This is a genomic window from Stenotrophomonas sp. YJH_SMC_80 (genome assembly GCF_059372495.1).
In genome coordinates, this window is the sequence record NZ_JCAFVP010000007.1 from 23,090 (window position 1) to 46,880 (window position 23,791).

General features: G+C 65.8%; 26 protein-coding genes and 1 riboswitch. Of the genes, 13 read left to right on the forward strand and 13 right to left on the reverse strand.

What is annotated here, in order from left to right:
- Window positions 1–22: 22 nt before the first annotated feature.
- The 3 genes from AC5P99_RS12890 to ettA all read right to left on the reverse strand — a co-directional run bounded on the left by AC5P99_RS12890 (window position 23) and on the right by ettA (window position 4,002).
- Window positions 23–1,339 carry an NCS2 family permease gene (locus tag AC5P99_RS12890; RefSeq protein ID WP_005408048.1) on the reverse strand — a complete coding sequence of 439 codons (1,317 nt, stop codon included), beginning with the start codon at window positions 1,337–1,339 and terminating at the stop codon, window positions 23–25.
- 64 nt (window positions 1,340–1,403) lie between these two features.
- A complete protein-coding gene (locus AC5P99_RS12895) occupies window positions 1,404–2,093 on the reverse strand; it encodes an outer membrane protein (protein ID WP_049451381.1) in 690 nt (229 codons plus the stop codon).
- 244 nt (window positions 2,094–2,337) lie between these two features.
- Window positions 2,338–4,002, reverse strand: a complete 1,665-nt coding sequence (gene ettA, locus AC5P99_RS12900) for an energy-dependent translational throttle protein EttA (RefSeq protein WP_005408049.1) — start codon at window positions 4,000–4,002, stop codon at window positions 2,338–2,340.
- Window positions 4,003–4,254: 252 nt separating this feature from the next.
- Between ettA and AC5P99_RS12905 the strand changes: the two genes are divergently transcribed.
- The 7 genes from AC5P99_RS12905 to ribD all read left to right on the forward strand — a co-directional run bounded on the left by AC5P99_RS12905 (window position 4,255) and on the right by ribD (window position 9,622).
- Window positions 4,255–4,728, forward strand: a complete 474-nt coding sequence (locus AC5P99_RS12905; RefSeq protein ID WP_033834700.1) for an RcnB family protein — start codon at window positions 4,255–4,257, stop codon at window positions 4,726–4,728.
- A gap of 187 nt (window positions 4,729–4,915) precedes the next feature.
- Complete coding sequence (gene glyA, locus AC5P99_RS12910) at window positions 4,916–6,169, forward strand: serine hydroxymethyltransferase (RefSeq protein WP_088436092.1); 1,254 nt, start codon at window positions 4,916–4,918, stop codon at window positions 6,167–6,169.
- A 124-nt stretch (window positions 6,170–6,293) separates the two neighbouring features.
- A complete protein-coding gene (locus AC5P99_RS12915; protein WP_049451383.1) occupies window positions 6,294–6,767 on the forward strand; it encodes a hypothetical protein in 474 nt (157 codons plus the stop codon).
- A 6-nt stretch (window positions 6,768–6,773) separates the two neighbouring features.
- A complete protein-coding gene (locus AC5P99_RS12920; RefSeq protein WP_049451384.1) occupies window positions 6,774–7,193 on the forward strand; it encodes a hypothetical protein in 420 nt (139 codons plus the stop codon).
- Between the two features lie 27 nt (window positions 7,194–7,220).
- On the forward strand, window positions 7,221–7,670 hold the full coding sequence (locus tag AC5P99_RS12925) for a hypothetical protein (protein WP_049451385.1): 450 nt from the start codon (window positions 7,221–7,223) through the stop codon (window positions 7,668–7,670).
- Between the two features lie 149 nt (window positions 7,671–7,819).
- A complete protein-coding gene (gene nrdR / locus AC5P99_RS12930) occupies window positions 7,820–8,341 on the forward strand; it encodes a transcriptional regulator NrdR (protein ID WP_004143350.1) in 522 nt (173 codons plus the stop codon).
- Window positions 8,342–8,536: 195 nt separating this feature from the next.
- Window positions 8,537–9,622, forward strand: coding sequence for a bifunctional diaminohydroxyphosphoribosylaminopyrimidine deaminase/5-amino-6-(5-phosphoribosylamino)uracil reductase RibD (gene ribD / locus AC5P99_RS12935; protein WP_164221747.1), 1,086 nt, complete (start codon window positions 8,537–8,539; stop codon window positions 9,620–9,622).
- A gap of 35 nt (window positions 9,623–9,657) precedes the next feature.
- On the opposite strand, the gene AC5P99_RS12940 is transcribed toward ribD, so the two are convergent.
- The 5 genes from AC5P99_RS12940 to AC5P99_RS12960 form a co-directional block, all read right to left on the reverse strand.
- Window positions 9,658–10,035 carry a hypothetical protein gene (locus tag AC5P99_RS12940; protein WP_308304473.1) on the reverse strand — a complete coding sequence of 126 codons (378 nt, stop codon included), beginning with the start codon at window positions 10,033–10,035 and terminating at the stop codon, window positions 9,658–9,660.
- 181 nt (window positions 10,036–10,216) lie between these two features.
- Window positions 10,217–11,458 (reverse strand): hypothetical protein, encoded by a 1,242-nt coding sequence (locus tag AC5P99_RS12945; RefSeq protein ID WP_495213218.1) that lies wholly within the window; start codon window positions 11,456–11,458, stop codon window positions 10,217–10,219.
- A 14-nt stretch (window positions 11,459–11,472) separates the two neighbouring features.
- Window positions 11,473–12,336: a hypothetical protein gene (locus tag AC5P99_RS12950; protein ID WP_495213219.1), complete on the reverse strand. Its 864-nt coding sequence runs from the start codon at window positions 12,334–12,336 to the stop codon at window positions 11,473–11,475.
- A 155-nt stretch (window positions 12,337–12,491) separates the two neighbouring features.
- A complete protein-coding gene (locus tag AC5P99_RS12955; RefSeq protein WP_495213220.1) occupies window positions 12,492–13,205 on the reverse strand; it encodes a hypothetical protein in 714 nt (237 codons plus the stop codon).
- Between the two features lie 74 nt (window positions 13,206–13,279).
- Complete coding sequence (locus AC5P99_RS12960) at window positions 13,280–13,753, reverse strand: hypothetical protein (RefSeq protein WP_164221745.1); 474 nt, start codon at window positions 13,751–13,753, stop codon at window positions 13,280–13,282.
- 157 nt (window positions 13,754–13,910) lie between these two features.
- On the opposite strand from AC5P99_RS12960, the gene AC5P99_RS12965 reads away from it, so the two are divergent.
- The gene (locus AC5P99_RS12965; RefSeq protein WP_239503548.1) at window positions 13,911–15,107 is read left to right on the forward strand and encodes a hypothetical protein; all 1,197 of its coding nucleotides are present in this window, start codon (window positions 13,911–13,913) and stop codon (window positions 15,105–15,107) included.
- A gap of 48 nt (window positions 15,108–15,155) precedes the next feature.
- Here the strand turns inward: AC5P99_RS12965 and AC5P99_RS12970 are convergent, their stop codons facing one another.
- Both AC5P99_RS12970 and AC5P99_RS12975 read right to left on the reverse strand, forming a co-directional pair.
- Window positions 15,156–16,040, reverse strand: coding sequence for a hypothetical protein (locus AC5P99_RS12970; RefSeq protein ID WP_495213221.1), 885 nt, complete (start codon window positions 16,038–16,040; stop codon window positions 15,156–15,158).
- A 153-nt stretch (window positions 16,041–16,193) separates the two neighbouring features.
- Entirely contained in the window at window positions 16,194–16,817 is a 624-nt protein-coding gene (locus tag AC5P99_RS12975) for a hypothetical protein (protein WP_049445008.1), read from the reverse strand.
- Between the two features lie 187 nt (window positions 16,818–17,004).
- Window positions 17,005–17,150, forward strand: a riboswitch (FMN riboswitch).
- Between the two features lie 74 nt (window positions 17,151–17,224).
- On the opposite strand from AC5P99_RS12975, the gene AC5P99_RS12980 reads away from it, so the two are divergent.
- The 5 genes from AC5P99_RS12980 to thiL all read left to right on the forward strand — a co-directional run bounded on the left by AC5P99_RS12980 (window position 17,225) and on the right by thiL (window position 21,257).
- Complete coding sequence (locus AC5P99_RS12980) at window positions 17,225–17,851, forward strand: riboflavin synthase (protein WP_495213222.1); 627 nt, start codon at window positions 17,225–17,227, stop codon at window positions 17,849–17,851.
- Entirely contained in the window at window positions 17,848–18,948 is a 1,101-nt protein-coding gene (gene ribB, locus AC5P99_RS12985; protein ID WP_495213223.1) for a 3,4-dihydroxy-2-butanone-4-phosphate synthase, read from the forward strand. Before AC5P99_RS12980 ends, ribB begins: the two co-directional genes overlap by 4 nt.
- A 200-nt stretch (window positions 18,949–19,148) precedes the next feature.
- Window positions 19,149–19,616: a 6,7-dimethyl-8-ribityllumazine synthase gene (gene ribH, locus AC5P99_RS12990; protein WP_005408061.1), complete on the forward strand. Its 468-nt coding sequence runs from the start codon at window positions 19,149–19,151 to the stop codon at window positions 19,614–19,616.
- Window positions 19,613–20,092 (forward strand): transcription antitermination factor NusB, encoded by a 480-nt coding sequence (gene nusB / locus AC5P99_RS12995; RefSeq protein ID WP_005408062.1) that lies wholly within the window; start codon window positions 19,613–19,615, stop codon window positions 20,090–20,092. Before ribH ends, nusB begins: the two co-directional genes overlap by 4 nt.
- A 202-nt stretch (window positions 20,093–20,294) precedes the next feature.
- Window positions 20,295–21,257 carry a thiamine-phosphate kinase gene (gene thiL / locus AC5P99_RS13000; protein WP_057500329.1) on the forward strand — a complete coding sequence of 321 codons (963 nt, stop codon included), beginning with the start codon at window positions 20,295–20,297 and terminating at the stop codon, window positions 21,255–21,257.
- Between the two features lie 240 nt (window positions 21,258–21,497).
- Here thiL and AC5P99_RS13005 read toward each other — a convergent pair whose 3' ends face one another.
- The 3 genes from AC5P99_RS13005 to AC5P99_RS13015 all read right to left on the reverse strand — a co-directional run bounded on the left by AC5P99_RS13005 (window position 21,498) and on the right by AC5P99_RS13015 (window position 23,689).
- The gene (locus AC5P99_RS13005; RefSeq protein WP_495213224.1) at window positions 21,498–21,908 is read right to left on the reverse strand and encodes a hypothetical protein; all 411 of its coding nucleotides are present in this window, start codon (window positions 21,906–21,908) and stop codon (window positions 21,498–21,500) included.
- A 487-nt stretch (window positions 21,909–22,395) separates the two neighbouring features.
- On the reverse strand, window positions 22,396–23,118 hold the full coding sequence (locus AC5P99_RS13010; protein ID WP_322534337.1) for a fimbrial biogenesis chaperone: 723 nt from the start codon (window positions 23,116–23,118) through the stop codon (window positions 22,396–22,398).
- 55 nt (window positions 23,119–23,173) lie between these two features.
- Entirely contained in the window at window positions 23,174–23,689 is a 516-nt protein-coding gene (locus AC5P99_RS13015; protein WP_049451400.1) for a fimbrial protein, read from the reverse strand.
- Window positions 23,690–23,791: the final 102 nt, after the last annotated feature.

Below are 23,791 nucleotides of genomic sequence, written 5' to 3' on the forward strand. Positions count from 1 at the left end.
GGCTCTGACCCTCAGCCAGGCATCACTCCAACGCGTAGCGCAGGGTAAACAGCACCGCCACCAGCCACACCGCCGGATGCACTTCGCGCCAGCGCCCGGTACCGGCCTTCAGCGCGGCATAGGCGATGAAGCCGAACGCCAGGCCGTTGGCAATCGAGTAGGTGAACGGCATCGCCAGCGCACACAGCGCGGCTGGCACCGATTCGGTCAGGTCGCTCCAGTCCACTTCCACCAGCTCACGCAGCATCAGGCCGGCCACGAACAACAGGGCCGGCGCGGTGGCATAGCTGGGCACCATCGCCGCCAACGGCGAGAACAGCAGCGCCGCCAGAAACAGCGCCGACACCACCAGTGCGGTCAGGCCGGTACGGCCGCCCACCTGCACGCCAGAGGCGCTTTCGGCAAAGGCCGTGGTGCTGCTGGTGCCGAGCATCGAGCCCGCCACGATCGCGGTGCTGTCGGCCAGCAGCGCGCGGCCGAAACGCTTCTGCGCGCCCGGCAGCTTCAGCAGGCCGGCACGGCCGACCACGCCGTACAGCGTGCCGGTGGCATCGAACACCTCCACCAGCACGAACACCAGCACCACCTGCAGAAGTACTGCGATGGGTGCGCCGCCGTCATGGTGCAGCAGGCCCGGCAGGTCCAGCTGCAGGAAGGTGGGTGCAAGGCTCGGCGGCAGCGAGACCAGACCCTGGTACTGCACGTCGCCCAATGCCCAGCCAGCGCCGGTCACGGCCAGGATGCCGATCAGGATCGCACCGCGGATGCGGCGCGCTTCCAGCACCGCGATCAGCAGGAAGCCGGCCAGTGCCAGCAGCGGCGGCGCTGTGTTCAACGGGCCCAGTGCCACCAGCGTGTCTTCATTGCCGACGATCACGCCCGACTTCTGCAGCGCGATGATCGCCAGGAACAGGCCGATGCCGGCCACGATGGCCGAGCGTAGCGACGACGGAATGCCCGACACCAGCCACGCGCGTACACCGGTCAGCGACAGCACCAGGAACACCAGGCCGGAGATGAACACCGCACCCAGCGCCTGCTGCCACGGCAGGCCAGCGGCACCGACCACGGTGAAGGCGAAGAACGCGTTCAGGCCCATGCCGGGCGCCATGCCGACCGGGAAGTTGGCGGCCAGCGCCATCACCGCCGAACCCAGCGCAGCGGCCAGGCAGGTGGCCACGAACACTGCACCGGCGTCCATGCCGGTGGTGCCGAGGATTTCGGGGTTCACGAAGACGATGTAGGACATCGTCAGGAAGGTGGTGACACCGGCCAGCAGCTCGGTGCGCACGGTGGTGCCGTGCTGCTGCAGCTGGAACAGGCGCTCGAACAGGGACATCGCAGATCTCTCGTGCCTGCGCGCCCTGCCGCCCTGGGGGACCTGCGGGTGCGTCGCCAGGCGGTTAGAAGTGGTAGTTCAACTTCAGCGTAACGCTGCTGTAGTCGGTATGGAAGCTGCGACGGGCCGCAGCAGGGTAGTTGGGGTCTTCCAGGGTCACCGGGCTGGAACCCAGGTGGGTGTAGCGGTATTCGGCACCGGCCGAGAGGCGGTCGTTGAAGCGGTACAGCACGCCTGCGGTGGCATGGGCGCCGGTGGACAGGTGCGAGGCGCGGGTCTCGAATTCGGCCACGCGGCAGCCGTTGGTGGCTTCCACCAGCGACTTGTCGCAGCCCAGGGTGAATTCCTGCTGGGCCACGGTCACGCCCGCGCCGACGTAGGGCAGCCAGCGGCCCATCGCACGGCCCAGCGTCACATCGAAGGTGCCCGAACGGGTCACCGCGTCCTTGCCGTAGTACGGGCTGTACCGGTGCTGCTCGCGATCCTTCCAGTCACGGCTGACGTTGCCGAACGACAGCGCGCCTTCAACGCCGACCACGATGTTGTTGTCGAACTGCCAGCGACGGCCACCCTGCACGCCGCCGGTGAAGCCGCGCACGCTCTTTTCCGAGGCGTTGGCATTGCTGCGGTCCTTGCTGTGCCCCTCGCCATGCGAGGCCTGGGCACCCAGGTAGAAGCCGTCCCAGTCGGTGGTCGCGGCCGTGGCGGTGCCCGACAGCAGCAGGGCTGCCGTGGTGATGATCAGTGCTTTCATTGCGGTTTCCTACGTTGGGGGATGAAGCGGGAACGTAGGAAAACCGATGCAGGCGAGTGAAAACATACAACGAATTGCAAAGTCCGATTACGACAAGGATTCAAGCCCGCTTGAGGCGTCTGCGTTCATCAACGGTTGAATCCCGGCCGGCGAAAACACCCGGAAAGCGGGCATCCATGGCGACAGGAACGCCTGAAAGACGAAAGGCCGCGCGAGCGCGGCCTTTCGTTTTCTGCGGTATGGCTTACTTCAGCGCCTTGAAGCGCAGGCGCTTCGGCGCAGCGTCGTCACCCATGCGGCGGCGCTTGTCTTCTTCGTACTCGCGGTAGTTGCCCTGGAAGAACTCCACGTGCGAGTCGCCTTCGAACGCCAGGATGTGGGTCGCGATGCGATCCAGGAACCAGCGGTCATGCGAGATGACGAAGGTGTTGCCCGGGAACTCCAGCAGCGCATCTTCCAGCGCACGCAGGGTTTCGATGTCCAGGTCGTTGGACGGTTCGTCGAGCAGCAGCACGTTGCCACCCTGCAGCAGGGTCTTGGCCATGTGCAGGCGGCCACGCTCACCACCGGACAGCGAACCGACCATCTTCTGCTGGTCCTGGCCCTTGAAGTTGAAGCGGCCGATGTAGGCGCGCGACTGGATCTCGATGCCGTTGATGTTGAGGATGTCCAGGCCGCCCGCGATTTCCTGGAAGACGTTGTGGTTGCCTTCCAGCGCGTCGCGGCTCTGGTCCACGTAGGACAGCTTCACGGTCGGGCCGACCACGATCTCGCCCGTATCCGGCTTTTCCTGGCCGGTGATCATCTTGAACAGGGTCGACTTACCGGCACCGTTCGGGCCGATGATGCCGACGATGGCACCGGCCGGCACCAGGAAGCTCAGGTTGTCGAACAGCAGGCGGTCGCCGAACTTCTTGGAGACGTTCTTGAACTCCATCACCGCATTGCCCAGGCGCTCGCCCGGCGGGATGAAGATTTCGTTGGTCTCGTTGCGCTTCTGGTAATCGACCGACTGCAGCTCTTCCAGGCGGGCCAGACGGGCCTTGCCCTTGGTGCGGCCGCCCTTGGCGTTCTGGCGCGACCACTCCAGTTCCTTCTGGATCGCCTTTTGGCGGGCCTTTTCCTGATTGTCTTCCTGCTTCAGGCGCTCGTCCTTCTGGGTCAGCCAGTCGGTGTAGTTGCCCTTCCACGGAATGCCGCGGCCGCGGTCCAGTTCCAGGATCCACTCGGCGGCGTTGTCCAGGAAGTAGCGATCGTGGGTGACGGCCACCACGGTGCCGGTGTAGCGCGCCAGGAACTGTTCCAGCCATTCCACCGACTCGGCGTCGAGGTGGTTGGTCGGTTCGTCGAGCAGCAGCATGTCCGGCTTCTGCAGCAGCAGGCGGCACAGGGCCACGCGGCGCTTTTCACCACCTGACAGCTTGCCGACGATGGCATCCCACGGCGGCAGGCGCAGCGCGTCGGCGGCCACGTCCAGCTGGTTTTCCAGCGTGTGTGCGTCGCCAGCGGCCAGGATCGCCTCCAGGCGCTCCTGTTCCTTGGCCAGCGCGTCGAAGTCGGCGCCTTCCTCGGCGTAGGCGGCGTACACCGCTTCCAGCGCGGCCTGGGCCTGCAGCACTTCGCCCACGCCTTCCTCGACCGCTTCACGCACGGTCTTGGTCGGGTCCAGTTCCGGTTCCTGCGCCAGGTAACCGACCTTGATGCCCGGCTGCGGGCGGGCCTCGCCCTCGAAATCGGTGTCCACGCCGGCCATGATCTTCAGCACGGTGGACTTGCCGGCGCCGTTCAGGCCCAGCAGGCCGATCTTCGCGCCCGGGAAGAAGGACAGCGAGATGTCCTTGATGATCTGCCGCTTGGGCGGGACCACCTTGGACACGCGGTTCATGGTGTAGATGTATTGCGAGGACATGCGGTCTCCGTAGGCGCGGCCCTGCGCCCGACCCGTCACGGATAGATCCCGTTGCGGCAGCGGGCACAGACTGAAATGGAATACCGCCAATTATAGCCGGAACCGGTTCCGGGCCGCTCCCGGGAGGCGCCGCCGGGCTGGCTATCGCCTGAATACCCGGTCACAGTCCTGCAGCGGGAAGCGTTTCCAGCCGGAAACGGTTCAGATCGGTTGCGCAATATGGGCTCACCACCCACCAAGCAGAGGTCTGACATGCGCATCAATCGAGTAATGGCCAGTGCCGTGGCCTCTGTGCTGGCACTGGGCGCCGTGGCCCCGGCATTCGCCGACAACGACCATCGCCGCGACCACGACCGCCGTGAATGGCGCGAGGATCGCCGTGAGTGGCGCCAGGACCGCCGCGACTGGGAGCGCGACCGCCGCGAGGCCCGTCGCGACTGGGAACGCGACCGCCGCGACTGGCATCGCGACCATGACCGCTACTACCGCCCGGCACCGCCGCGCGTGGTCTATCGTCCGGCCTACGGCCCGGGCTATGGCTGGAAGGTCGGCCACCGCTATCGCGACTACTACCGCGGCCCGATCTACGTGGTGAACGACTACCCGCGCTACAACCTGCGTCGCCCGCCCTACGGGCACCAGTGGATCCGCGATGACCGCGGCAACATGCTGCTGGTGGCCATCGCCACCGGTGTGATCGCCCAGTACGTGCTCAGCAGCCGCTGAGGATCGCGGCCGGGGTCGGACCCCTTTCCATCGGAAAGGGGTCTGACCCCACAACATCCCTCGAAACCATACGGGGCCGGATTCCTTCGGGAATGCCGGCCCCGTCCGTTTCGGCCCCAGCGGGCCGGTGCGGGGCTACAATCGGGGGCTGAGCCGTACCCCTTTTCCCTGCCTGCTGGAGTACCCGATGTTCCCGCGTGACGTCCGCATCGAATCCTACGATCCCGAACTGGCCAAGGCCATCGCCGCTGAAACCCAGCGCCAGGAAGACCACGTCGAGCTGATCGCCAGCGAGAACTACACCAGCCCGGCGGTGATGGAAGCCCAGGGCAGCCAGCTGACCAACAAGTACGCCGAAGGCTACCCGGGCAAGCGCTACTACGGTGGCTGCGAGTACGTGGACATCGCCGAGCAGCTGGCGATCGATCGCCTGAAGCAGCTGTTCGGCGCCGACTACGCCAACGTGCAGCCGCACAGCGGCTCGCAGGCCAACCAGGCCGTGTACTTCGCCCTGCTGCAGCCGGGTGACACCATCCTCGGCATGAGCCTGGCCCACGGCGGCCACCTCACCCACGGCGCCAAGGTGAACGCCTCGGGCAAGCTGTTCAACGCCGTGCAGTACGGTGTGAACGACCAGGGCCTGATCGATTACGACGAAGTCGAGCGCCTGGCCCTGGAGCACAAGCCGAAGATGGTCGTGGCCGGCTTCTCCGCCTACTCGCAGGTGATCGACTGGGCGCGCTTCCGCGCCATCGCCGACAAGGTCGGTGCCTACCTGTTCGTCGACATGGCCCACGTTGCCGGTCTGGTGGCTGCAGGCGTCTACCCGAGCCCGCTGGAACACGCCCACGTGGTCACCTCCACCACCCACAAGACCCTGCGCGGCCCGCGTGGCGGCATCATCATCGCCAAGGGCGCCGACGAAGACCTGGTCAAGAAGCTGCAGTCGATCGTGTTCCCGGGCATCCAGGGCGGTCCGCTGATGCACGTCATCGCCGGCAAGGCCGTGGCCTTCAAGGAAGCGCTGGAACCGGGCTTCAAGGCCTACCAGCAGCAGGTGGTGAAGAACGCCCAGGCGATGGCCAATACGCTGATCGAGCGTGGCTACAAGATCGTCTCCGGCGGCACCCAGAACCACCTGATGCTGGTCGACATGATCGGCAAGGACGTGTCCGGCAAGGACGCGGAAGCGGCGCTGGGCAAGGCCCACATCACCGTCAACAAGAACTCGGTGCCGAACGACCCGCGTTCGCCGTTCGTGACCTCGGGCCTGCGCCTGGGCACCCCGGCGGTGACCACCCGTGGCTACGTCGAACAGGACTGCGTGGACCTGGCCAACTGGATCGCCGACGTGCTCGACGCGCCGAACGATGACGCCGTCATTGCCCGCGTGCGCGATGCCGTCAGCGCGCAGTGCCGCAAGTACCCGGTCTACGGCTGATCAGGGCCGGGGTCAGAGCCCTTTCCTGGCGGAAAGGGATCCGCCCCCGCCTTCCGGATCGACGCAGGGGTCGGATCCCTTCCCGCAGGGAAGGGCTCTGACCCCGTCACCAGGAATCCCGCGCATGGATGAGCGCCGCCTCAAGTACCTGTACACCGCGCTGGCGGTGCTGTTCGGCCTGCCCAGCCTGTTCTTCGGCGGTGCCGGCGCCTGCATCGCCGTGGTCATGGGCGTGATCGGGCTCGTCTCGCTGGACGCGGACAAACTGTGGTTTGCCGCCGGCATGTTCGCGTGGGGATCGTGCGCGATCGCCGGCCTCGTGGCCTGGGTCGCACTCAGCATCGTCTGGCTGCGCGATGGTGCACGCGGGCTGTACATGGCATCACGCCGCTGGTGGCTGCTGCTGGGCCTGGGCGTGCTGGCAGGCCTGCCCTTGGTGGCGATGGCGCTGTATTACTTCGCCGAGCTGGGTTCGTCCGTGCTCAGCGGGCTGTTCGCCGGGCCGTCCCTGTTGGTGCCCACCGGTACGTTGATCCTCCTGCGGCTGCGTGCTGACGCCCTGGGCGAGCCATCCGGCCCGGCGCGATCAGAGGAGTAGGCCCGCGTGGATGAGCGCCGCCTCAAGTACCTGTACACCGGGCTGGCGGTGCTGTTTGGCCTGCCCAGCCTGGTGGCGGGTGGTGCCGCGGCGACGATGCTGCTGCTGACGGGGCTGGGCCAGTTCGGCCATGGCACGCTGGCCGCGGTGACCCTGATGCCGCTGTGGGGCCTGACCGGCATTGCCGGCTGCCTGGCCTGGTTGTGGCTCAGCGCGGGTTTTCTGATGCAGGGGCGTGCCGGGCTGCACGTGCACCGCCTCTGGTGGTGGATGCTGCTGGCAGGCGGTCTCGCCGCCTTGCCCCCGCTGGGGCTGGCGCTGTGGTGGGGCATCGCCGTGCATGCCGAAGGCATCGGCTTGTTACTGTTGGGCCCGTCGATGCTGGTGCCGGCTGCGATGCTGCTGTGGATCAAACGCCGCGGATGACGTGGCCCATGGAAGGAGATCGAACGCATGGATGAGCGTCTGCACAAACGCTGGATGGCGATCGCCGGCCTGCTGGTGGGCCTGCCCGCCGTGGCGGCAGGCGGCACGGGTGCCGTGCTGGGGTTGATGGTCGTATGGGACGGCAAGTATCTGACGGGCGACGAGCACTGGCTGTTGCTGCTGTGGTCGTCGGCCGGAATCATCGGCCTGCTGTCGTGGTTGTGGCTGAGCGGCCTGTACCTGTGGCGAGGTGTCACCGGCCTGCGCCACTCCCCGGTTGTCGCCTGGGTAGGGCTGGGGGTGGGGGCCCTGGCCGCATTGGGCGTCGTTGCGGCCACGCTGTACTTCACCTTCAAGCATGGGGAGATCTCGACATTTGCCTTCCTCGGCTTTGGCCCACCGCTGCTGGTGATGGCAGGGCACCTGGTGTGGTTGCGTTGGGCGCGCGCGGCCTCGGCGCCGCCGGCACCCGCTTGAACGCGCAGCGCTGACCGCGCTGAAGGCTCGGTTCGACCGAAATGCAGGCACTTCCGCGCAGACAGCATTTGCTGCCGGGCCCCTTCTCAGGTACCTTTGCGACGCTGCCATGACCGTGGCAATAGGTATTTCCCTGAGCCAGGCGTTCCATGCATTGCCCCTTCTGCCAACATGCCGATACCCGGGTCATCGACTCGCGCGTCTCTGAAGACGGCGCGACGATCCGCCGTCGGCGTGAATGCGAAGCCTGCGGCGAGCGCTTCAGCACCATGGAAACAGTCGAGCTGAAGCTGCCGGCCATCGTCAAGAGCGATGGCACCCGCGAAGCGTTCGACCAGCGCAAGGTCCGCGCTGGCTTCGACCGCGCGCTGCAGAAGCGTGCGGTGGCCGAAGACAAGATCGAAGCGGCAGTACGCGCTGTGGTCCACCAGCTGCGCATCAGCGGTGAGCGCGAAGTGCCCTCGATCAAGGTCGGCGAGTTCGTCATGAACGAACTGCGCAAGCTCGACCATGTCGGCTATGTGCGCTTCGCTTCGGTCTACCGCAGCTTCGAGGACGTGGCCGATTTCCGCGAGGAGATCGAAAAGCTTGAACGCGACCTGCCGTCCAGTACCGAACAGCTGCAGCTGCTGGGCGACGTGATCGCCCTGACCAAGAAGAAGAAGGGCTGACCGCCTCTGCCTTGGTGGGTGCCAACCTTGGTTGGCGCTGATGGCGCCCATCCACGCATGGCGTGGATCTACTTTGTCCTGGCGGGTCTCAACCTTGGTTGGCACTGATGGCGTGGATCTCCTTTGCTCTGGTGGGTGCCAACCTTGGTTGGCACTGATGGCATGGATCCACACCGGCGGCGTTACCATGGCCGCATGACCACTTCGTTCTCCATCCTCGACCACCTGCACATGGCCAACGCACTTCGCCTGGCCGGGCGTGCCGCCTACACCACCCGCCCCAACCCGATGGTCGGCTGCGTGATCGCCCATGGCGAACGCGTGGTCGGGCAGGGCTGGCACCAGCGCGCCGGTGGACCGCACGCCGAAGTGTTCGCGCTGCGCGAGGCCGGCAGCGAAGCCCGCGGTGCCACTGCCTACGTCACCCTGGAGCCCTGTGCGCACTACGGGCGCACGCCGCCGTGTGCGCTGGCGCTGATCGAAGCAGGCGTGTCGCGCGTGGTCGCGGCGATGCGCGATCCGTTCCCCAAGGTCGATGGCGGTGGCTTCGATCTGCTGCGCAATGCCGGCATCGAAGTTGTCGAAGGGCTGATGGCGGCGCAGGCGCGCGAGCTCAACAAAGGTTACCTGTCGCGCGTGGAGCGCAACCGCCCATGGCTGCGGGTGAAACTGGCCGCCAGCCTTGATGGCCGCACCGCGATGGCCGATGGCAGCTCCAAGTGGATTACCGGCCCGGCTGCGCGCGAAGACGTGCAGCACTGGCGGGCACGCGCTGGCGCGATCCTGACCGGTGCCGATACCGTACTCGCCGACGACCCGATGCTGACCGTGCGCTTGGCCGGCACCGAGGTGATGCCGCCACTGCGCGTGGTGCTCGACTCGCGCCTGCGTTCGCTCGAATGCAGGCGCGTGCGCGAGGGCGGGGCACCGACGCTGTACCTGCACGATGCGGCGGTGAGTGCGCCGGATGCGGCGGACGCAGAATTTGCCAGCGTGCCCAGCGCAAAGGGACGGTTGGATCTGGGCGCGGTGCTGGCGCTGCTGGCCGAGCGCGGCATCAATGAAGTGCACACCGAAGCCGGCGCGACGCTGGCGGGTGCGCTGCTGCGCGGCGGCTGGGTGGACGAACTGCTGCTGTACCAGGCCCCCACGTTGCTGGGCGACAACGGACGCCCGTTGCTGGCCGGTCTCGGCATCGACGCCATGGACCAGCAGCGTCGCCTGCGTGTGGTTGACCAGCGCCAGGTGGGCGAGGACATCAGGCTGCTGCTGCGCCCATGAAGGACTAACGTGGAGCAAGGGCTACGCCCTCGGCGTCAGGTTGCTTCGTCGTCTTCTTCGCCGACCGGGCACTGGCCCTTCCACTGCTGTTTCCACAGCACATGCAGGTTGCGGCAGTACGCGCCCAGCGCCTCGCCCGGCAGTTGCCTGGCCTTCAACCGCAGCTGGTGCCGCGTGAAACCGTCGTCGTACTCATGGGGCAGTACCAGCACGGCACACTGGTCGTGATACATCAGGAACGCGTGGCAGTCATCGTCTTCGCTCATCCACGCATCCAGCTGCCTGTCGCTCAGCTGGGTCGACTCGAAGGCGACCGAGGGTTGGACGACGAAAATCTTGGTGGCTTTGAACCTGGATGCTTCGGCCTGCCAGCACACCATCAGCGCCAGCACCATGATCGCGATCGATGTCATACGGTGTTTCATGCGGTTGCCCCGGTGGAAGAGGGCAACAGCATTGACCATGCAGGCTGCGCAGGGCCATGCAACGGTTCTGAAAGTGCGATCACCTCTGTCGTCGTCGAAGATGGGCCGAGCACGGATGACCTGCACGTTTCGCCCGCCATCCGGCCAGCGCCGTCACACTGGGAGGATGCTATGTGAGATCGCACAGCTCATCCGGACCTGGCACTACCGGTTCTTCCAGCCAGACGTCGAAGGGTAGCAGCCGCCACAGAATGGCCTGGTACAACTGCTGCATGCGCTCGGCATGCGCGAACGCATGGCGTGCCTGGTATCCGCCGACTACCGGCGTGCAATGCGGTACGGCCGGCGCCTCGCGCAGTAGTGTGGCCCAACGCTGGAACAAGGCATCGATACGCGCTTGGCGCTCGATTTCCGGCGCGGCGCGCATCGCCAGATAGGCCTGACGCAGCGGCTCTACGTCCGGATGCTGGCACACCAGCGTGTACATGCCGATCTCCGGCGAGCCCAATGGCACGAATTCCCGAGCAGCACAGTTGACCCTCGGCAGCCGCAACGCCAGTGCCTCGGCAAAGGCTGCAGTGACGTCGGGCGAGGGCGCTGCGAAGTCCTGGCGCGACAACCACGCCGGAACGTCTTCGATGATGGGGCGCCAGTCCATGGCTTCGCCAGGGTCGAGGTTCTCGCCCAGTGCCCGCAGCAACTGCCGCGCTTCGGCATCGTTCTGCAGCAGCACCCGCGCCTGCAGCGTGTACTCGGCCTGCGGCGGGAGATCGGCAGGCACGCCTTCGCCTTCGATGCGCTCGTCCCATGCCTGCATCGGCATCAACAGCCTGCGGATGTCGGCGTCGAAATACAGCATCTCAATGCTGTCCCACGGTCCGTCGCCGTTCCTGATGAAGCGCATGCTTCCTTCATGCAGCGCATCGGGTGCACTACGCAGCGCCGTTGCGTACGCCGTACGGAAGGACGCATCATCCATCGGGTCGCCCTTTCCATCCTTCATCCGTTCTCGGCTCCCACGATAGGCCTCGAAGTGCCTGGACATGTCTGGCAGCACGCACCGATAGGTCACGGTGCCAACGCTGAGTGTTCCAATCTCTTCAACATCGCTGCCGGTTGCCCGGCAGTGAATGCGCTTCCGGCGTACCTGCAGGGCGTCGGCAATCGCCTCGCCGTGTACCTCCGCCAGGTTCTGGAAGGCGCTGCCCTCTACCTTCAGTTCGATGTCGGCCGGCACCGGCGTGGCGGCGGTCTGCAGGCTGCGGCGGAGCCGGTCCTTGGCGGGCGTATCGTCCTGGAACCTGGCCTGAGCATATGCATCGAAGGTTGCTTCCAGCGAAAGCGCGGCAGGTTCAGCGGCTGCCGCCCAGAGCGGCGAGCCCAGCAGCAGGGCCACCAGATGCCGGATCATGAAGGATCCCGACATCATTCGGTCTTCTCCCTGTTCCACAGCTCCCGGTTGCGCTCATGGACGATCTGGCAGTCGCGCGTTGCCTCCGCGTCGCTCATTCCCTCCACACGCTTGAGCAGATTGCGTTGCAGTACGCCGTTGCTCAGGAAGGGGCTCTGGGGATGATGCCGGGCAAAGAACCCCAGCTGGGCGGCCATCATCAGGTCGCAGGTGGGTATGCCGGTAACCACAGCTACGGCTTCCGCTTCGATCCGCGTATTCCATGCGTCGAAGGGCAGTATCCGTTGCAGCAGCGCCGTACCGAGCAACGGCAGGTCGAGAGCCATCCAGTGGCCGCTGCCTGCGGACTGCAGGAACACAGTGCTGCCCTCATGTGAATGATCCGGCGCGTCGCGCAGGGCATTGGCGAATGCCGCGAAGAGCGCCCTGGCGTGTTCGGGATCATCGCCGACGTCGGCGCGTCGCTTCTGCGCGTCCCGGTAGGTCGGAAAGAAGCCCGAGAGGTCGGGGAAAGCGCACCGATACGCCACGGTCGCCTGTGGCGTTGAATGCACCGTCTCCCGGGTGATGTCGGTGATGGTGCAGGACATGGCCTTCTGCCGCATCTCCAGAGCACTGGCAACCGGTTCCATTGCTGTACCGTTGAAGGCGACCTTGGGCAGCTGAAGCGCATCGATGGCGTTGACGGTCACCTCAACGCTGTCGCTGTTCGCAAATGCACGCAGATGGTGGCGCAGCTTTTCCTTCGACGGCGTATCGCCGTGAACGATGACCTGCACATAGGTCTCGAAGGTCTCTTCCAGCGAGAGCGCTGCAGGGTGCGCGGCGGTAGCGGTGAGCGGCGCTCCCAGCAGCAGGATGGCGATGGATTTCAGCATGGCGGCACAGGGGCAGTCCGGGAGGGCCCTGAGGATCAGGGGCACCTCATGCAGGGGTCCATGCAACTTGTCTGAAAATGTGTGGCGTTGGGGAAGGCGCGCGCCTGACCCGGTGGCATAGGCTCACGCGAATCTGTCGGTCCGCATCGTCGGTGTCATGGCCCGCGGAACCGGACCGAGGAGGCCATGGCGTCAACCGCGTCTTCCACTTCTTTGGAACTGTCTGCCGGCAGGATGGCAACCAAACGGACGAAACGCTCATCCGGCCACAGGGCGAGATAGTTGCGGTAGTGGCGTCCGTCGGGTGTCACCCCATCAACCCGGTGCCCGGCGATACCGCCGAACGGCACGTTCTCCCTTGAGGTGATCGTTCCGCCCTGAATGCTGACGGTCCCTGCAATCAACTGATCGGACACCTTCTCTGGATCGTCAGAGGCAAAGGGGAGAGAAAGCTGCGACGCGACAATTACCAGGGGCTGCAGACCATCGGGATCAGTATCCAGTTCACCGGCCGTAAGTGCCACGGCTGATCCGGACAGGGTGTCCAGCAGGCGGAAAGGGGACGCCGGCTCAACGCTGAAAGGCATCGCGGCGATCCTCTGCTCAAGCATGGCCTGCGGACGCAGTGTTACGGTCGCCAAGGCCTGCATCGCCTGCCTGTGCGTCAGTGCATGGTCACGCGGGGCTTGAACCGTAATCATGACGGTGGGGGAGCCGCTGAAAAGCGCCATCCACTTTTCGAAGGTGTAACCGTGCGCGACCTGGCTGCCCGATGACCACCGGGATCGTCCGCCGCTCGACGCTGAGCGACTCCAGATGATCGACCTGCACGCCCTGGCTGGCGAAGCGGCGACGCGCAGCGGGCTCATCCACGAACAGTCCGCTGACTGTGCTGCTGGCCTCGGAGGGCAGCTCGGCGACCAGGATGCTGGCACGGCCGTCATCACTGACAAACCCGGAGAAGTTGGGGGCGGGGGCGAACCCGGGAGGCGGCGACGTACGTGGTGTCAGGCGCGTCGCGCAGGGTTGCCGCATAGATGCGAAGGAACGTTCTGAAAGCATCGCCATCAGGGTCCCCGGCACGTGAGCGCGCCAGATTCTCCCGATAGGCGTCAAAGGCGCCAGAAACATCGGGAAGCGTGCACTGGTAGTCCACAACACCGCGATGGGAGGAGCTGTCCTCCTCGGTTCTGACCGAACGGCAGTGAATGGTCTTCCGGCGCGCGTTGATCGCACTGGCCGCGGGCTCTTCGAAACCAGTGGCAAGATTCTCGAATGCGTAGAGTGCGTCAACGACGTCTCCGATGTCGGGATAGTTGTCCGGGTCTGCAGTGCGCAGGCTGTTTCGCAGCGCAGTTCTGGCGTCCTCGTCATTCTGGGTGATGACGCGCGCATAGGCAGCGAAGGTGTCTTCCATTGAAAGCGCTGCAGCATCTGCGCCCAGCGGCGCGCACAGGAGCAGGGCGAAAAGAAGTCTCAACATGACGTGGACGGAAGCGGCGGAAGTCCCTGAGGATCAGGGGCGCTCCATGCATTGGTCCATGCAACTTGTCTGAAAATTACGCATTGCTCTCGTGGCAACAACCTCGGAGAAAGTTGAAACTTTCTTCATAGCCGCCTTCGTGACGCGAATGCACAGTGCTGGGTTTCCCAGAGCGGTGATCATCGTGGCGCAGTCCTTCCGGATCCGTATGCTTCCAGCGCTCCTTGCGCTTGGGATGGTTGTTTCGCCTGGCGCCTTCGCAGATGGCGATGATCCCGCTGCCGTGCGTGCCATCACAAGCGCGCAGGCGTTGCAGGACCTGGCCGCCGTCATCGAGTGCCGGGCTCCCACCTCGGTACGCGAGCCGCTGTCGCGAAATGTGTGGGATGTCGTGCTGGGTGATGGCAAGCGTGCAAAGCCGCCATTCGATGCGTGGATCGTTGTCAAACAGCCCAATTCGTATCTGCATGAGGTCGAGCTGCCTAGTCCCATCACTGTATTCGGCTACCCGACCCAGCGCATCGCAGTGCTGTCGGAAGGGACGATGGCCATCCTTGATGATGTCTCCTTTGAGACGATATCCAAGCAGCTGGAAATGAATCCGCTACATGCAACCGCCGCCCCTCACATCCATGTGCGGAACCTGTCCTTGCGCAATGTCAGCGAAATCGGCTTTTCGGTTCGTTCACTTACGGCGTCGCGCGTCTCTACCCACCCCGACTCTGTGCTGGTGGGGTGCGAGGAGCGCTACGACACGCGGATGGAGCAGTTGCTCAGGCGCGGCAAGGAACCTGACGTGGTGTTCGCGCCGGGTGTGGATATCGCCACTGAGCTCGATGACGTGCTGAGCTGCAACGCCGACGCACTGCGCAATTACACGGCCGATTGGGCGGTGACCATGTCGGCGCACACCACTGATACGCGTTTCAAAGGCTGGAAGGATGGAGAAGATGAAGAGGGCAATCGCTGGTGGGTGCCGCCGGCACCGATCATGATCGCCGGCAGGCCCGTCTCGCGCTTGGTCAAGGTGGGTCAGACCTTGTACGCAGAGCTGGACGGGGATATCGCCGAAACGCTGGCCGAAGAATGGCTTCTGCCACCCTACGATGGCTGGAGCGACGCTGCTTTCGTAGGCTTCTACGATACCGGCACGGCGGCCGATGGCTGGCTGGAAGATCGCGCGCGCATCGTGCGTGCGTGGGCGCCCGGCAAGACCCTGCACGGCTGCGAGTACCAGCAGAATCGTCCGGAGTTCGGTGAACATCCGGACGATGATGACGAAGGATGACGGCAGCCTGGTGTCGCCGGGCATGACCCGGCGCTACCGCTTACCGGCTCACGCGCATTCGTCGGTCCACATCATCTCGGCGATCGGGCGCAGTGCCTTGCACTCCTGCGTCATCTCATCGGTCGACTTCACCTGCGCCTTGGCCTTCAGTTCCTCGGCCATCGCGTCCACGCCGCTGATCTGGTCGGGTGCGATCTTCGCCACGCAGGCGCGGTGCTGCTGCAGCAGCAGGTCGCAGCCTGGTACGCCGGTCACTTTCGGCGCGTTGGCTGCCTGCGCGTCCTGCATCCAGTCCTCGAACGGTGCCAGTGCACCGGCTACGGTGCCCACCAGGTCATCGAAGTTGCCGCTGTACCAGTAGCCGTTGTCCTTGGCCGGGTACAGGGTGAAGGCACTGCTGACCGGCACGCGCGCGCCACTCTGCAGTGCCTGGGTATAGGCATCGGTGAACTGCTTGCGCGCGGCCGGGCTGGCATTGTCGGCCAGGCTGGCAGCGAACAGCGGGCGCACCTTGCCCAGGTCGGGCAGCTGGCAGCTGTAGGTGATCCGCGCCAGCTTCTGGTCTTCAACGTATTCGTTGTCTTCGATCACGCTCTTGGTCGCGCGGCACTTCGAATCACGCAGCGCCTTGGCATACAGCGCTTCGGTGCCCGCAGCGTCGACCTTGGCGCCGGTGCTGGCCAGTACGGTCTGCCAGGGTTCGGCCAAGGCCTTGGCCAGCGCACCCGGGTTGGGGGTCACGGCATCCTGGCCCTCGAACGCCGGCTTCAGTGCGTCGTTGAGCGTGCGCGTGGCGGCCGCGTCGTCTTCCAGCAGCACGCGTGCATACAGGTCGAAGGCCTGCTCGGGCGTCAGTTGGGCCGGTGCCGCGCTGGCAATCAGCGGGGCGCACAGCAGCACGCTGGCCAGAAGGGTACGGGTGGGGGTCTTCATGACGGTGTTTTCCTGTTCCAGAGGCGCGCAAGCCTAGCGCATCTGCCCACACTTTCGATGGCGCGATGCAGCCAGGTGACGGTGTGCAGTGGACAAAAAAAACGGGCCCCTTGCGGGGCCCGTTCGATCGCACGACGAGGAGCGATCGTTGGATCAGAAGCTGGCGCGGACGCCGGCCGAGTACTGGGTGACATCGCGGTAGCCGGAGATCTCGCCCACCAGACCCCAGGTCTTGGTGAAGTTGATCTGGCCACCCAGGGTGCCGACCCAGGTGCCCTTGAAGTTGTTGCCACCGTCCATGTAGCCGGTCTTGACCCAGGCTTCGGTCATGCGCGACGGCTTGCCACGCAGGCCCACGGTGACGCGGCCCAGGTTGGTGTGGTCCTTGTTGCGCAGGCGGCCGTAGAAATCGGAGTTGACGGTGATTTCGGCCTGCTGGCGGACCCAGGCGGCGTCAGCGGTGAAGTCGACGCGGTCGGTCCACGGCATGTGGTAGCCGATGCCCAGCTCCGGCTGGTTCAGCTTCAGCTTGTAGGAGCCGTAGTCGTAGTTGTACGACTTGCTGGCGTAGGTCCAGCCACCGAACACATGGACCTGTTCGGACAGGGCGACCGAGCCACGCAGATAGCCGCCGTCGACCTTCGGGTCATCCAGCAGGTCGTCGTTGGTCTTGACCTGCGTCCAGCCGCCTTCAACGTAGGTGTAGCTCAGGGCGTCGGCCGAAGCCGAGAACGGGGCGGCGGCCAGCAGGGCGGCCACGATCAGGATCTTGCGCATGGGAATTCCTGTGAATTTCAGTCCATTGGCGGGCCTGCCCTGCGGGCTGCCCGTGGCGACCTCATGTCGTCCGGGACAGAATTTTAATGAAAGTTTTACAAATTGCGAGCGACGGCCGTCACAGCTGTGGCATCCGACCCCGTTCAGCCCAGGCTGGTACACTGGCCATGCCGGTTCGCCGGTACATAAACGTCTTCAGGGCGGGGTGCAATTCCCCACCGGCGGTAGGTGCGCAAGCACGAGCCCGCGAGCGCTCCGGCCCACGGCCGGGGGTCAGCAGATCCGGTCCAATGCCGGAGCCGACGGTCATAGTCCGGATGAAAGAAGACGGTGCCACAGGGCTCTTGCCCTGCGTGCGCCTGTTTGCCTTGCGGCGTTTTTCGCTCACTTTTCGCGGAGAACGTTACGTGTTTACTGGAATCATCGAAGGCGTCGGCCGTCTGGCCGCACGCGAATCCATCGGCGGCGATGTCCGCTTCACCTTCAATGTCGGGAATCTGCCGTTCGACAACGTGCAGATGGGCGAGAGCATTGCCATCAACGGCGTCTGCCTCACCGTCATCGCGTTCGACGCCAGCAGCTTCCAGGCCGATGCCTCTACCGAGACCCTGGGCCTGACCACGCTGGGCCAGCTGGGCGAAGGGGCGGTCATCAACCTGGAGCGCGCCATGCGCCCGACCGACCGCCTTGGCGGCCATCTGGTCAGCGGCCACGTCGACGGCTTGGGCCAGGTGCTGTCCATCCACGAAGACGCGCGTGCCCAGCGCTGGCGTTTCGCCGCGCCGGACTCGCTGCGCCGCTACATGGCCAAGAAGGGCTCGATCTGCGTGGACGGCGTCAGCCTCACCGTCAACGAAGTGGACGGCGAAGGCTTTGAAGTCGCCCTGATCCCGCACACCGTGGCCAACACCGCCTTCTCCGCCGCAGGCGTGGGCAGCGCGGTCAATCTTGAAATCGATCTGGTCGCCCGTTATGTGGAGCGGCTGATCAGTGTGCCGGCCAACGGTCAGCACCCACAGGGAGATGTCGCATGAATTTCGCCCCGATTCCGGAAATCCTGGAAGACATCCGCCTGGGCCGCATGGTCGTCATCGTCGATGACGAAGACCGCGAGAACGAGGGTGATCTGATCATGGCCGCCGAGATGGTCAAACCGTCGGACATCAACTTCATGGTCACCCATGGCCGTGGCCTGGTGTGCCTGCCGCTGAACCGTACCCGCGCCGCCGATCTCGGCCTGGCGCCGATGGTGCAGGCCAATACCGCCCAGTTCCAGACCAACTTCACGGTCAGCATCGAGGCCGCCGAGGGCGTCACCACCGGCATTTCGGCGCATGACCGCGCCCACACCATCCGCACCGCGGTGAAGCCCAACGCCAAGCCGTCGGATCTGCACCAGCCGGGCCACATCTTCCCGCTGATCGCCCAGCCGGGTGGCGTGCTGACCCGCGCCGGCCACACCGAAGCGGCCGTGGACATGGCCATGCTGGCCGGGCTGGAACCGGCCGGCGTGCTGGTGGAGATCCTGAACCCGGATGGCAGCATGGCGCGCCGCCCGGAGCTGGAAGTGTTCGCCCGCGAGCATGGCCTGAAGATGGGCTCCATCGCCGACCTGATCGCCTACCGCCTGGCCACCGAAAAGACCGTCGAGCGCGTGGATGAGCGCGAGATCGACACCGAGTTCGGCCCGTTCAAGCTGGTGACCTACCGCGACCGCATCGCCCACGACCTGCATTTCGCCCTGGTCCGCGGCACCCCGGATGCGGACACCCCGACCCTGGTGCGCGTGCAAGTGGAAAACCCACTGGCCGACCTGCTGCACTGGCGCCGCGATGACTTCGGCGTGGCCGCCACCGATGCCCTGCGTGCGATCGATGCCGAGGGCAGCGGCGTGATGGTGGTGCTGTCGGCCCCGCGCGATGGCGAAGCCCTGCTGGCCCGCCTGCGCCAGCAGCCGGCACCGGTGGTGCCGGGCAAGGACAAGGACGTGGGCCAGTGGCGTCGCAATGGTGCCGGTGCGCAGATCCTGTCCGACCTGGGCCTGGGCAAGCTGCGCGTGCTGGGCACCCCGCGCCGCCAGGTCGGCCTGGCCGGTTACGGCCTGGAAGTGGTGGAGACGGTGGGCTGCTGAGGCCCGCGCCCCGGCCATGACACCCTTGTAGAGCCGAGCCATGCTCGGCTTACGCGCGCAGCGCGGGGGTGTCCAGTCCGGCGGCAGAGAGCAGCCGAGCATGGCTCGGCTCTACAGAAGGCCCCTTGGAGGCCCCGCCAGCCACGGCCGGGGCCCATCCACGCTAGAATTACCCCCTTATCGAGTCCCCCAAGCCGCATATGAGCCACTTCGAAGGCGATCTTCGCACTCCCGAATCGGCGCGCTTCGCCATCCTGGCCAGCCGCTGGAATGCCCGCATCACCGACACGCTGGTCGCTGGCGCCCGCCAGAGCCTGGCCGGCAACGGCATCACCGAAGCCAACATCGACGTGATCCGCGTGCCGGGTGCCTGGGAACTGCCGCTGGTGGCCGCGCGCCTGGCCGCCGCCCATGAACACGCCGCCATCCTCACCCTAGGCTGCGTGATCCGTGGCGATACCCGTCACTACGAACACGTGGCCGACCGCTGCGCTGAAGGCCTGATGCGCGTGCAGCTGGACTTCGGCGTGCCGGTGCTGAACGGCGTGCTGGCGGTGGAACGCGTTGAAGACGCCGAGGCCCGCGCAGGCGGCAGCCACGGCAACAAGGGCGAGGAAGTCGCACTCGCCGCATTGGAAATGGTCAATCTTCTGGAGCAGCTGCCATGAACAAGAACACCCAGGGCAAGCCCTCCGGTAAACCCGTCCGCCGCGATGGCGTCGATCCGGTGCTGCGCTCGCGCGCCCGCCGTCGTGCCGTGCAGGCCATCTATGCCTGGCAGATCTCCGGCGGCAACGCCCAGTCGCTGATCGCCCAGTTCGCCCACGAGCAGGCCCGCGAAATCGCCGACCTGGCGTACTTCGAGGCGCTGCTGCACGGCGTGCTCGACAACCGCCGCGACATCGACGAAGCGCTCGGCCCGTACCTGGACCGTGGCATCGAAGAAGTGGACGCGATCGAACGCGCGGTGCTGCGCCTGGCCGCCTACGAGCTGCGCTACCGCCTGGACGTGCCGTACCGCGTGGTGATCAACGAAGCCATCGAATCGGCCAAGCGCTTCGGTTCCGAGCACGGCCACACCTACGTCAACGGCGTGCTGGATCGTGCCGCCGTGGAATGGCGCAAGGTCGAATCGGGTCACTGACCCCCTGCGTCCCGCATCGTTCATTGAACGGCGCGGGAATCTGCTTCGGTAGAGTCGACTGTCAGTCGACTGCCTTTCGATCAGCAGTCGTAGTGTCGGACGGGAGAGCAGTCGACTGACAGTCGACTCTACCCCCCCCAGCCGGTTCACCTGGTCGGCATCCGCGCCCGCCGCCCATCCATGCAACCCGCCGGAACGCCCCATGTCCCTGGCCGAATTCGCCCTCATCGACCGCATCCGCGCCCGTACCCTCGAGCGCGACGACATCCTGCTCGGCATCGGCGATGACGCCGCGCTGCTGCAGCCGCGTGCCAATGAACAACTGGTGGTTACCGCCGACACGCTCAACAGCGGCGTGCACTTCCCGGTGGAAACCCCGGCCTTCGACATCGGCTGGAAGACCCTGGCGGTCAACCTGTCGGACCTGGCCGCGATGGGCGCGCGCCCGGCGTGGTGCACGTTGGCGTTGTCGCTGCCGGAAGCCACCGAAGACTGGATCGAGGCTTTCGCCGATGGCTTCTTCGCCCTGGCCGACCAGCACGACATCGCGCTGATCGGTGGCGACACCACGCGTGGCCCGCTGTCGCTGTCGGTGACCGCAATGGGCCAGGTCGGGCGTGGCCAGGCACTGCGCCGCGACCGCGCACAGGTGGGCGACGACCTCTGGGTGAGTGGCACGCTGGGCGATGCCGCCGGTGCGCTGCGCCTGTGGCAGCAGGGGGCGCTGAGCGTAACCACTGCCACCCTACTGGCCGACTACGAGAGCCTGCGCCTGCGCCTGCTGCGACCGACGCCACGCGTGACCCTCGGCCTGCGCCTGCGTGCCTTCGCGCACGCGGCCGTGGATGTCTCCGACGGCCTGCTGGCCGATCTGGGCCATATCGCCACGCGCAGCAACGTGGCCGCGCATGTGGATGCCGATTCGCTGCCGATCTCGCACGCGCTGCGTGAGCTGCTCGGCCGCGACGGTGCACGCGACTGCGCACTGCGCGGTGGCGACGACTACGAACTGTGCTTCACCGCCGCCGCCGACCAGCGCGACGCGCTGCACTACCTGGCCGAATCGCTGGACGTACCGCTTACCCGCATCGGTCGTATTGCCGAAGGGCAGGGCGTACACGTGGATGGCGAAGCCGCCGACGGCGGATACCAGCACTTCGCGTAGCCGCAGCGGTACTGCACTGCTGGGTGCCAACCTTCGGGGTGGGGTCAGATCGATGTTGCTCTGGTAGGTGCCAACCTTGGTTGGCACGAATGTGTCAGCCGCGCGCGCCCAAACGGTCGCGCAGGCACCATTGCTCTGGTAGGTGCCAACCTTGGTTGGCACGCATCAGCCGCTCGCGGCAACACCGTGTCGACCAAGGTCGACACCTACCGAGGCAGGGTGTATCTGAATCGCTCAGCGCTACGCCGCGTGCAACTGCACATCCACATACTCGGCCAGCCCACGGCAGGCCAGCAACAGCCCTTCGCGCGCGCCGTCATCCATGTGCTGGTCGATATCCCCGTCCACGCGCACGCGTTCGGTGGCGTGCAGCAGTTCCAGCAGGAAACTCAGCCCCGGATTGGCGCGGTCGATGCGCGCCAAGGCCAGGCGCTGCCCGGGTGTGCGGTTGCTGCCGGGCCACGGCTGGCCATCGGCGGCATCGCCTTGGCGGATGTACTGCAGGCAGGCCTGCAGGGTGATGGCGCCAGGGCTGTTACCGGTCTGCAGCGCAACTAAGGTGTCTTCCAGCGTGCGGGCCAGGTCATCGGGCAGGCGCGTGGCGGCCTCGCCCAGGGTGGCGAACAAGTGCGGGTAGGGGGAAGCGGTCATGGCGGCGTCCTTGTGCAAGCGGCAAGGGGCCACCCTGCTTAACAGCGAGGGTGGCGGACGGTGCGTGGTTGCAATACCGGTGACCGATGTAGAAACGCCGGCGGGCACGAGGCCCCCGCGCACCGTCCGCCATGTAGGCATAGACGGAATGCCTGCCGACGCCGCCCAGGCACAGGGGAAGGAGGCGACGCCGGCAGGCAAGCGTAAACAACATCGATCAAACGGGATTGCAAGCCCGTGCCACCCGTTGTCGGTGGCGCCACATGATTTGCATGAAGCGCCTGCGCTGCCAATGAGAATTGTTGGAAAGTTCGAAAGCGTTGCAGATGGCCCGCGCGCACGGGAGCGCGTCAATTACGACAAAGCATGTAGAGCCGAGCCCATGCTCGGCTCATAGCGCAATGCACGGGGTTCAGCCCGATCTGGCCGCAAAGCAGCCGAGCATGGGCTCGGCTCTACAGAAGACGGCTCGCGCGTCAGGCTGCGCTCAAGGGGAGATCTTCGCCTCGGCATCACGTGGCGTGCCGTAATCGTCCAGCCACTGGAACGTCACCGACGCGGGCATCGCCGCACCACTCGGAAGCGGCAGACGTACCTGCGCGCCCGGTGCGATCATCTCTGCTTCCACCTTGCGGCCGTCGGGCAGGGTCAGCGTGCTTACAGTCACGTGGTAGGCGCTGGGGTTGCTCACCAGCAGGGCACCGGCCTGCGCACGCCATTGCAGTTGCCCGGCCGCATCACGCGGCTTGCCGGGCAGGCCGGCCGGGCGGTGGAACAGCTTCACCCGCGTGCGCACGGCGAACTGCAGCAGGTTCTTGCCGGCGGCATCGGTGGGTTTGGGCGGAATGTCCAGCAGGTTGAAGTAGAACAGCGATTCACGATCCGTCGGCAGCGGTGTCTCCGACGGGCGCGGCGCGTAAGTAATGCGGTACGCCTGCCCCTGGTGGGCCTGCAGCAGGCGCGGGTCGGCCGGCGTCAGGCGGAAGGGCGTGCGCACGTTCTCGGGGCGTGCATGGCTGTCGCCATCGTCAATCCAGACCTGCACCATGGCGACCTTGTCGCCACCGTTGGTGGCCTTCACGGTTACATCGCGGCCCTGGGCCGCGTCATGCACGATGCGCGTGCCCTGCAGCGTCACCGCTGCCGATGCCGGCAGCGCCAGGGCGCCAGCGAGCAGCGCGGTCATCCACGTCATTGCACGGATCTTCATCAGGTCGTCCTCCAATAAGGCGCGCCACCACGGGGGTGGCGCGCACGGGTGTGCGTTACTTGTAAAGCACGACGAAATCGCCCGAGGCGTTGGCCGTGCCGGCCGTGGCGTTCTTGCCAGGCGAGGAATACCAGGCGCTGTAGTCCAGTTGGCCCTTGCCGGCAGCCGGGATGTTCACCCACTGCAGCGGGTCCTCGCCCAGCTTCTGGTGGTTGCCTGAAGCGTCGTACAGCGCAACACCCACGTTTGTGGCCGTAGAGGCAGCCGTCAGCGCCAGGTTGCCGGTGCTGCCGTCGGGCGTGCCGCCAAAGCGCACACCTACATCCTGCGCAGCGCCGGAGCCGGTGCAGTCCAGCAGGATGCTGAAGTTCTTCATGCCGGCACGCTCGGCTTCATTCACCCACGCGACGTCCACCTTGCCCATCGGCACGGTGATGGTGCCGCCGGTGGCATCCACCGAGCACGTGCTGGTCATCAGCTCGCCGGTGATTTCCAGCTTCTCGGCGAATGCGGCGGGAGACAGGGCCAGCGCGAGCGCGCCGGCGGCAATCAGGTTCAATCGGTTCGACATGGGAGTGTCCTTGGTAGGGAATCAGGGGAATCCGCATTGGACGAGCCAGCGGATGCGCACAGTGTTCCCAGCCGGGCGGCACGTGGATATGCAATTAGTTGC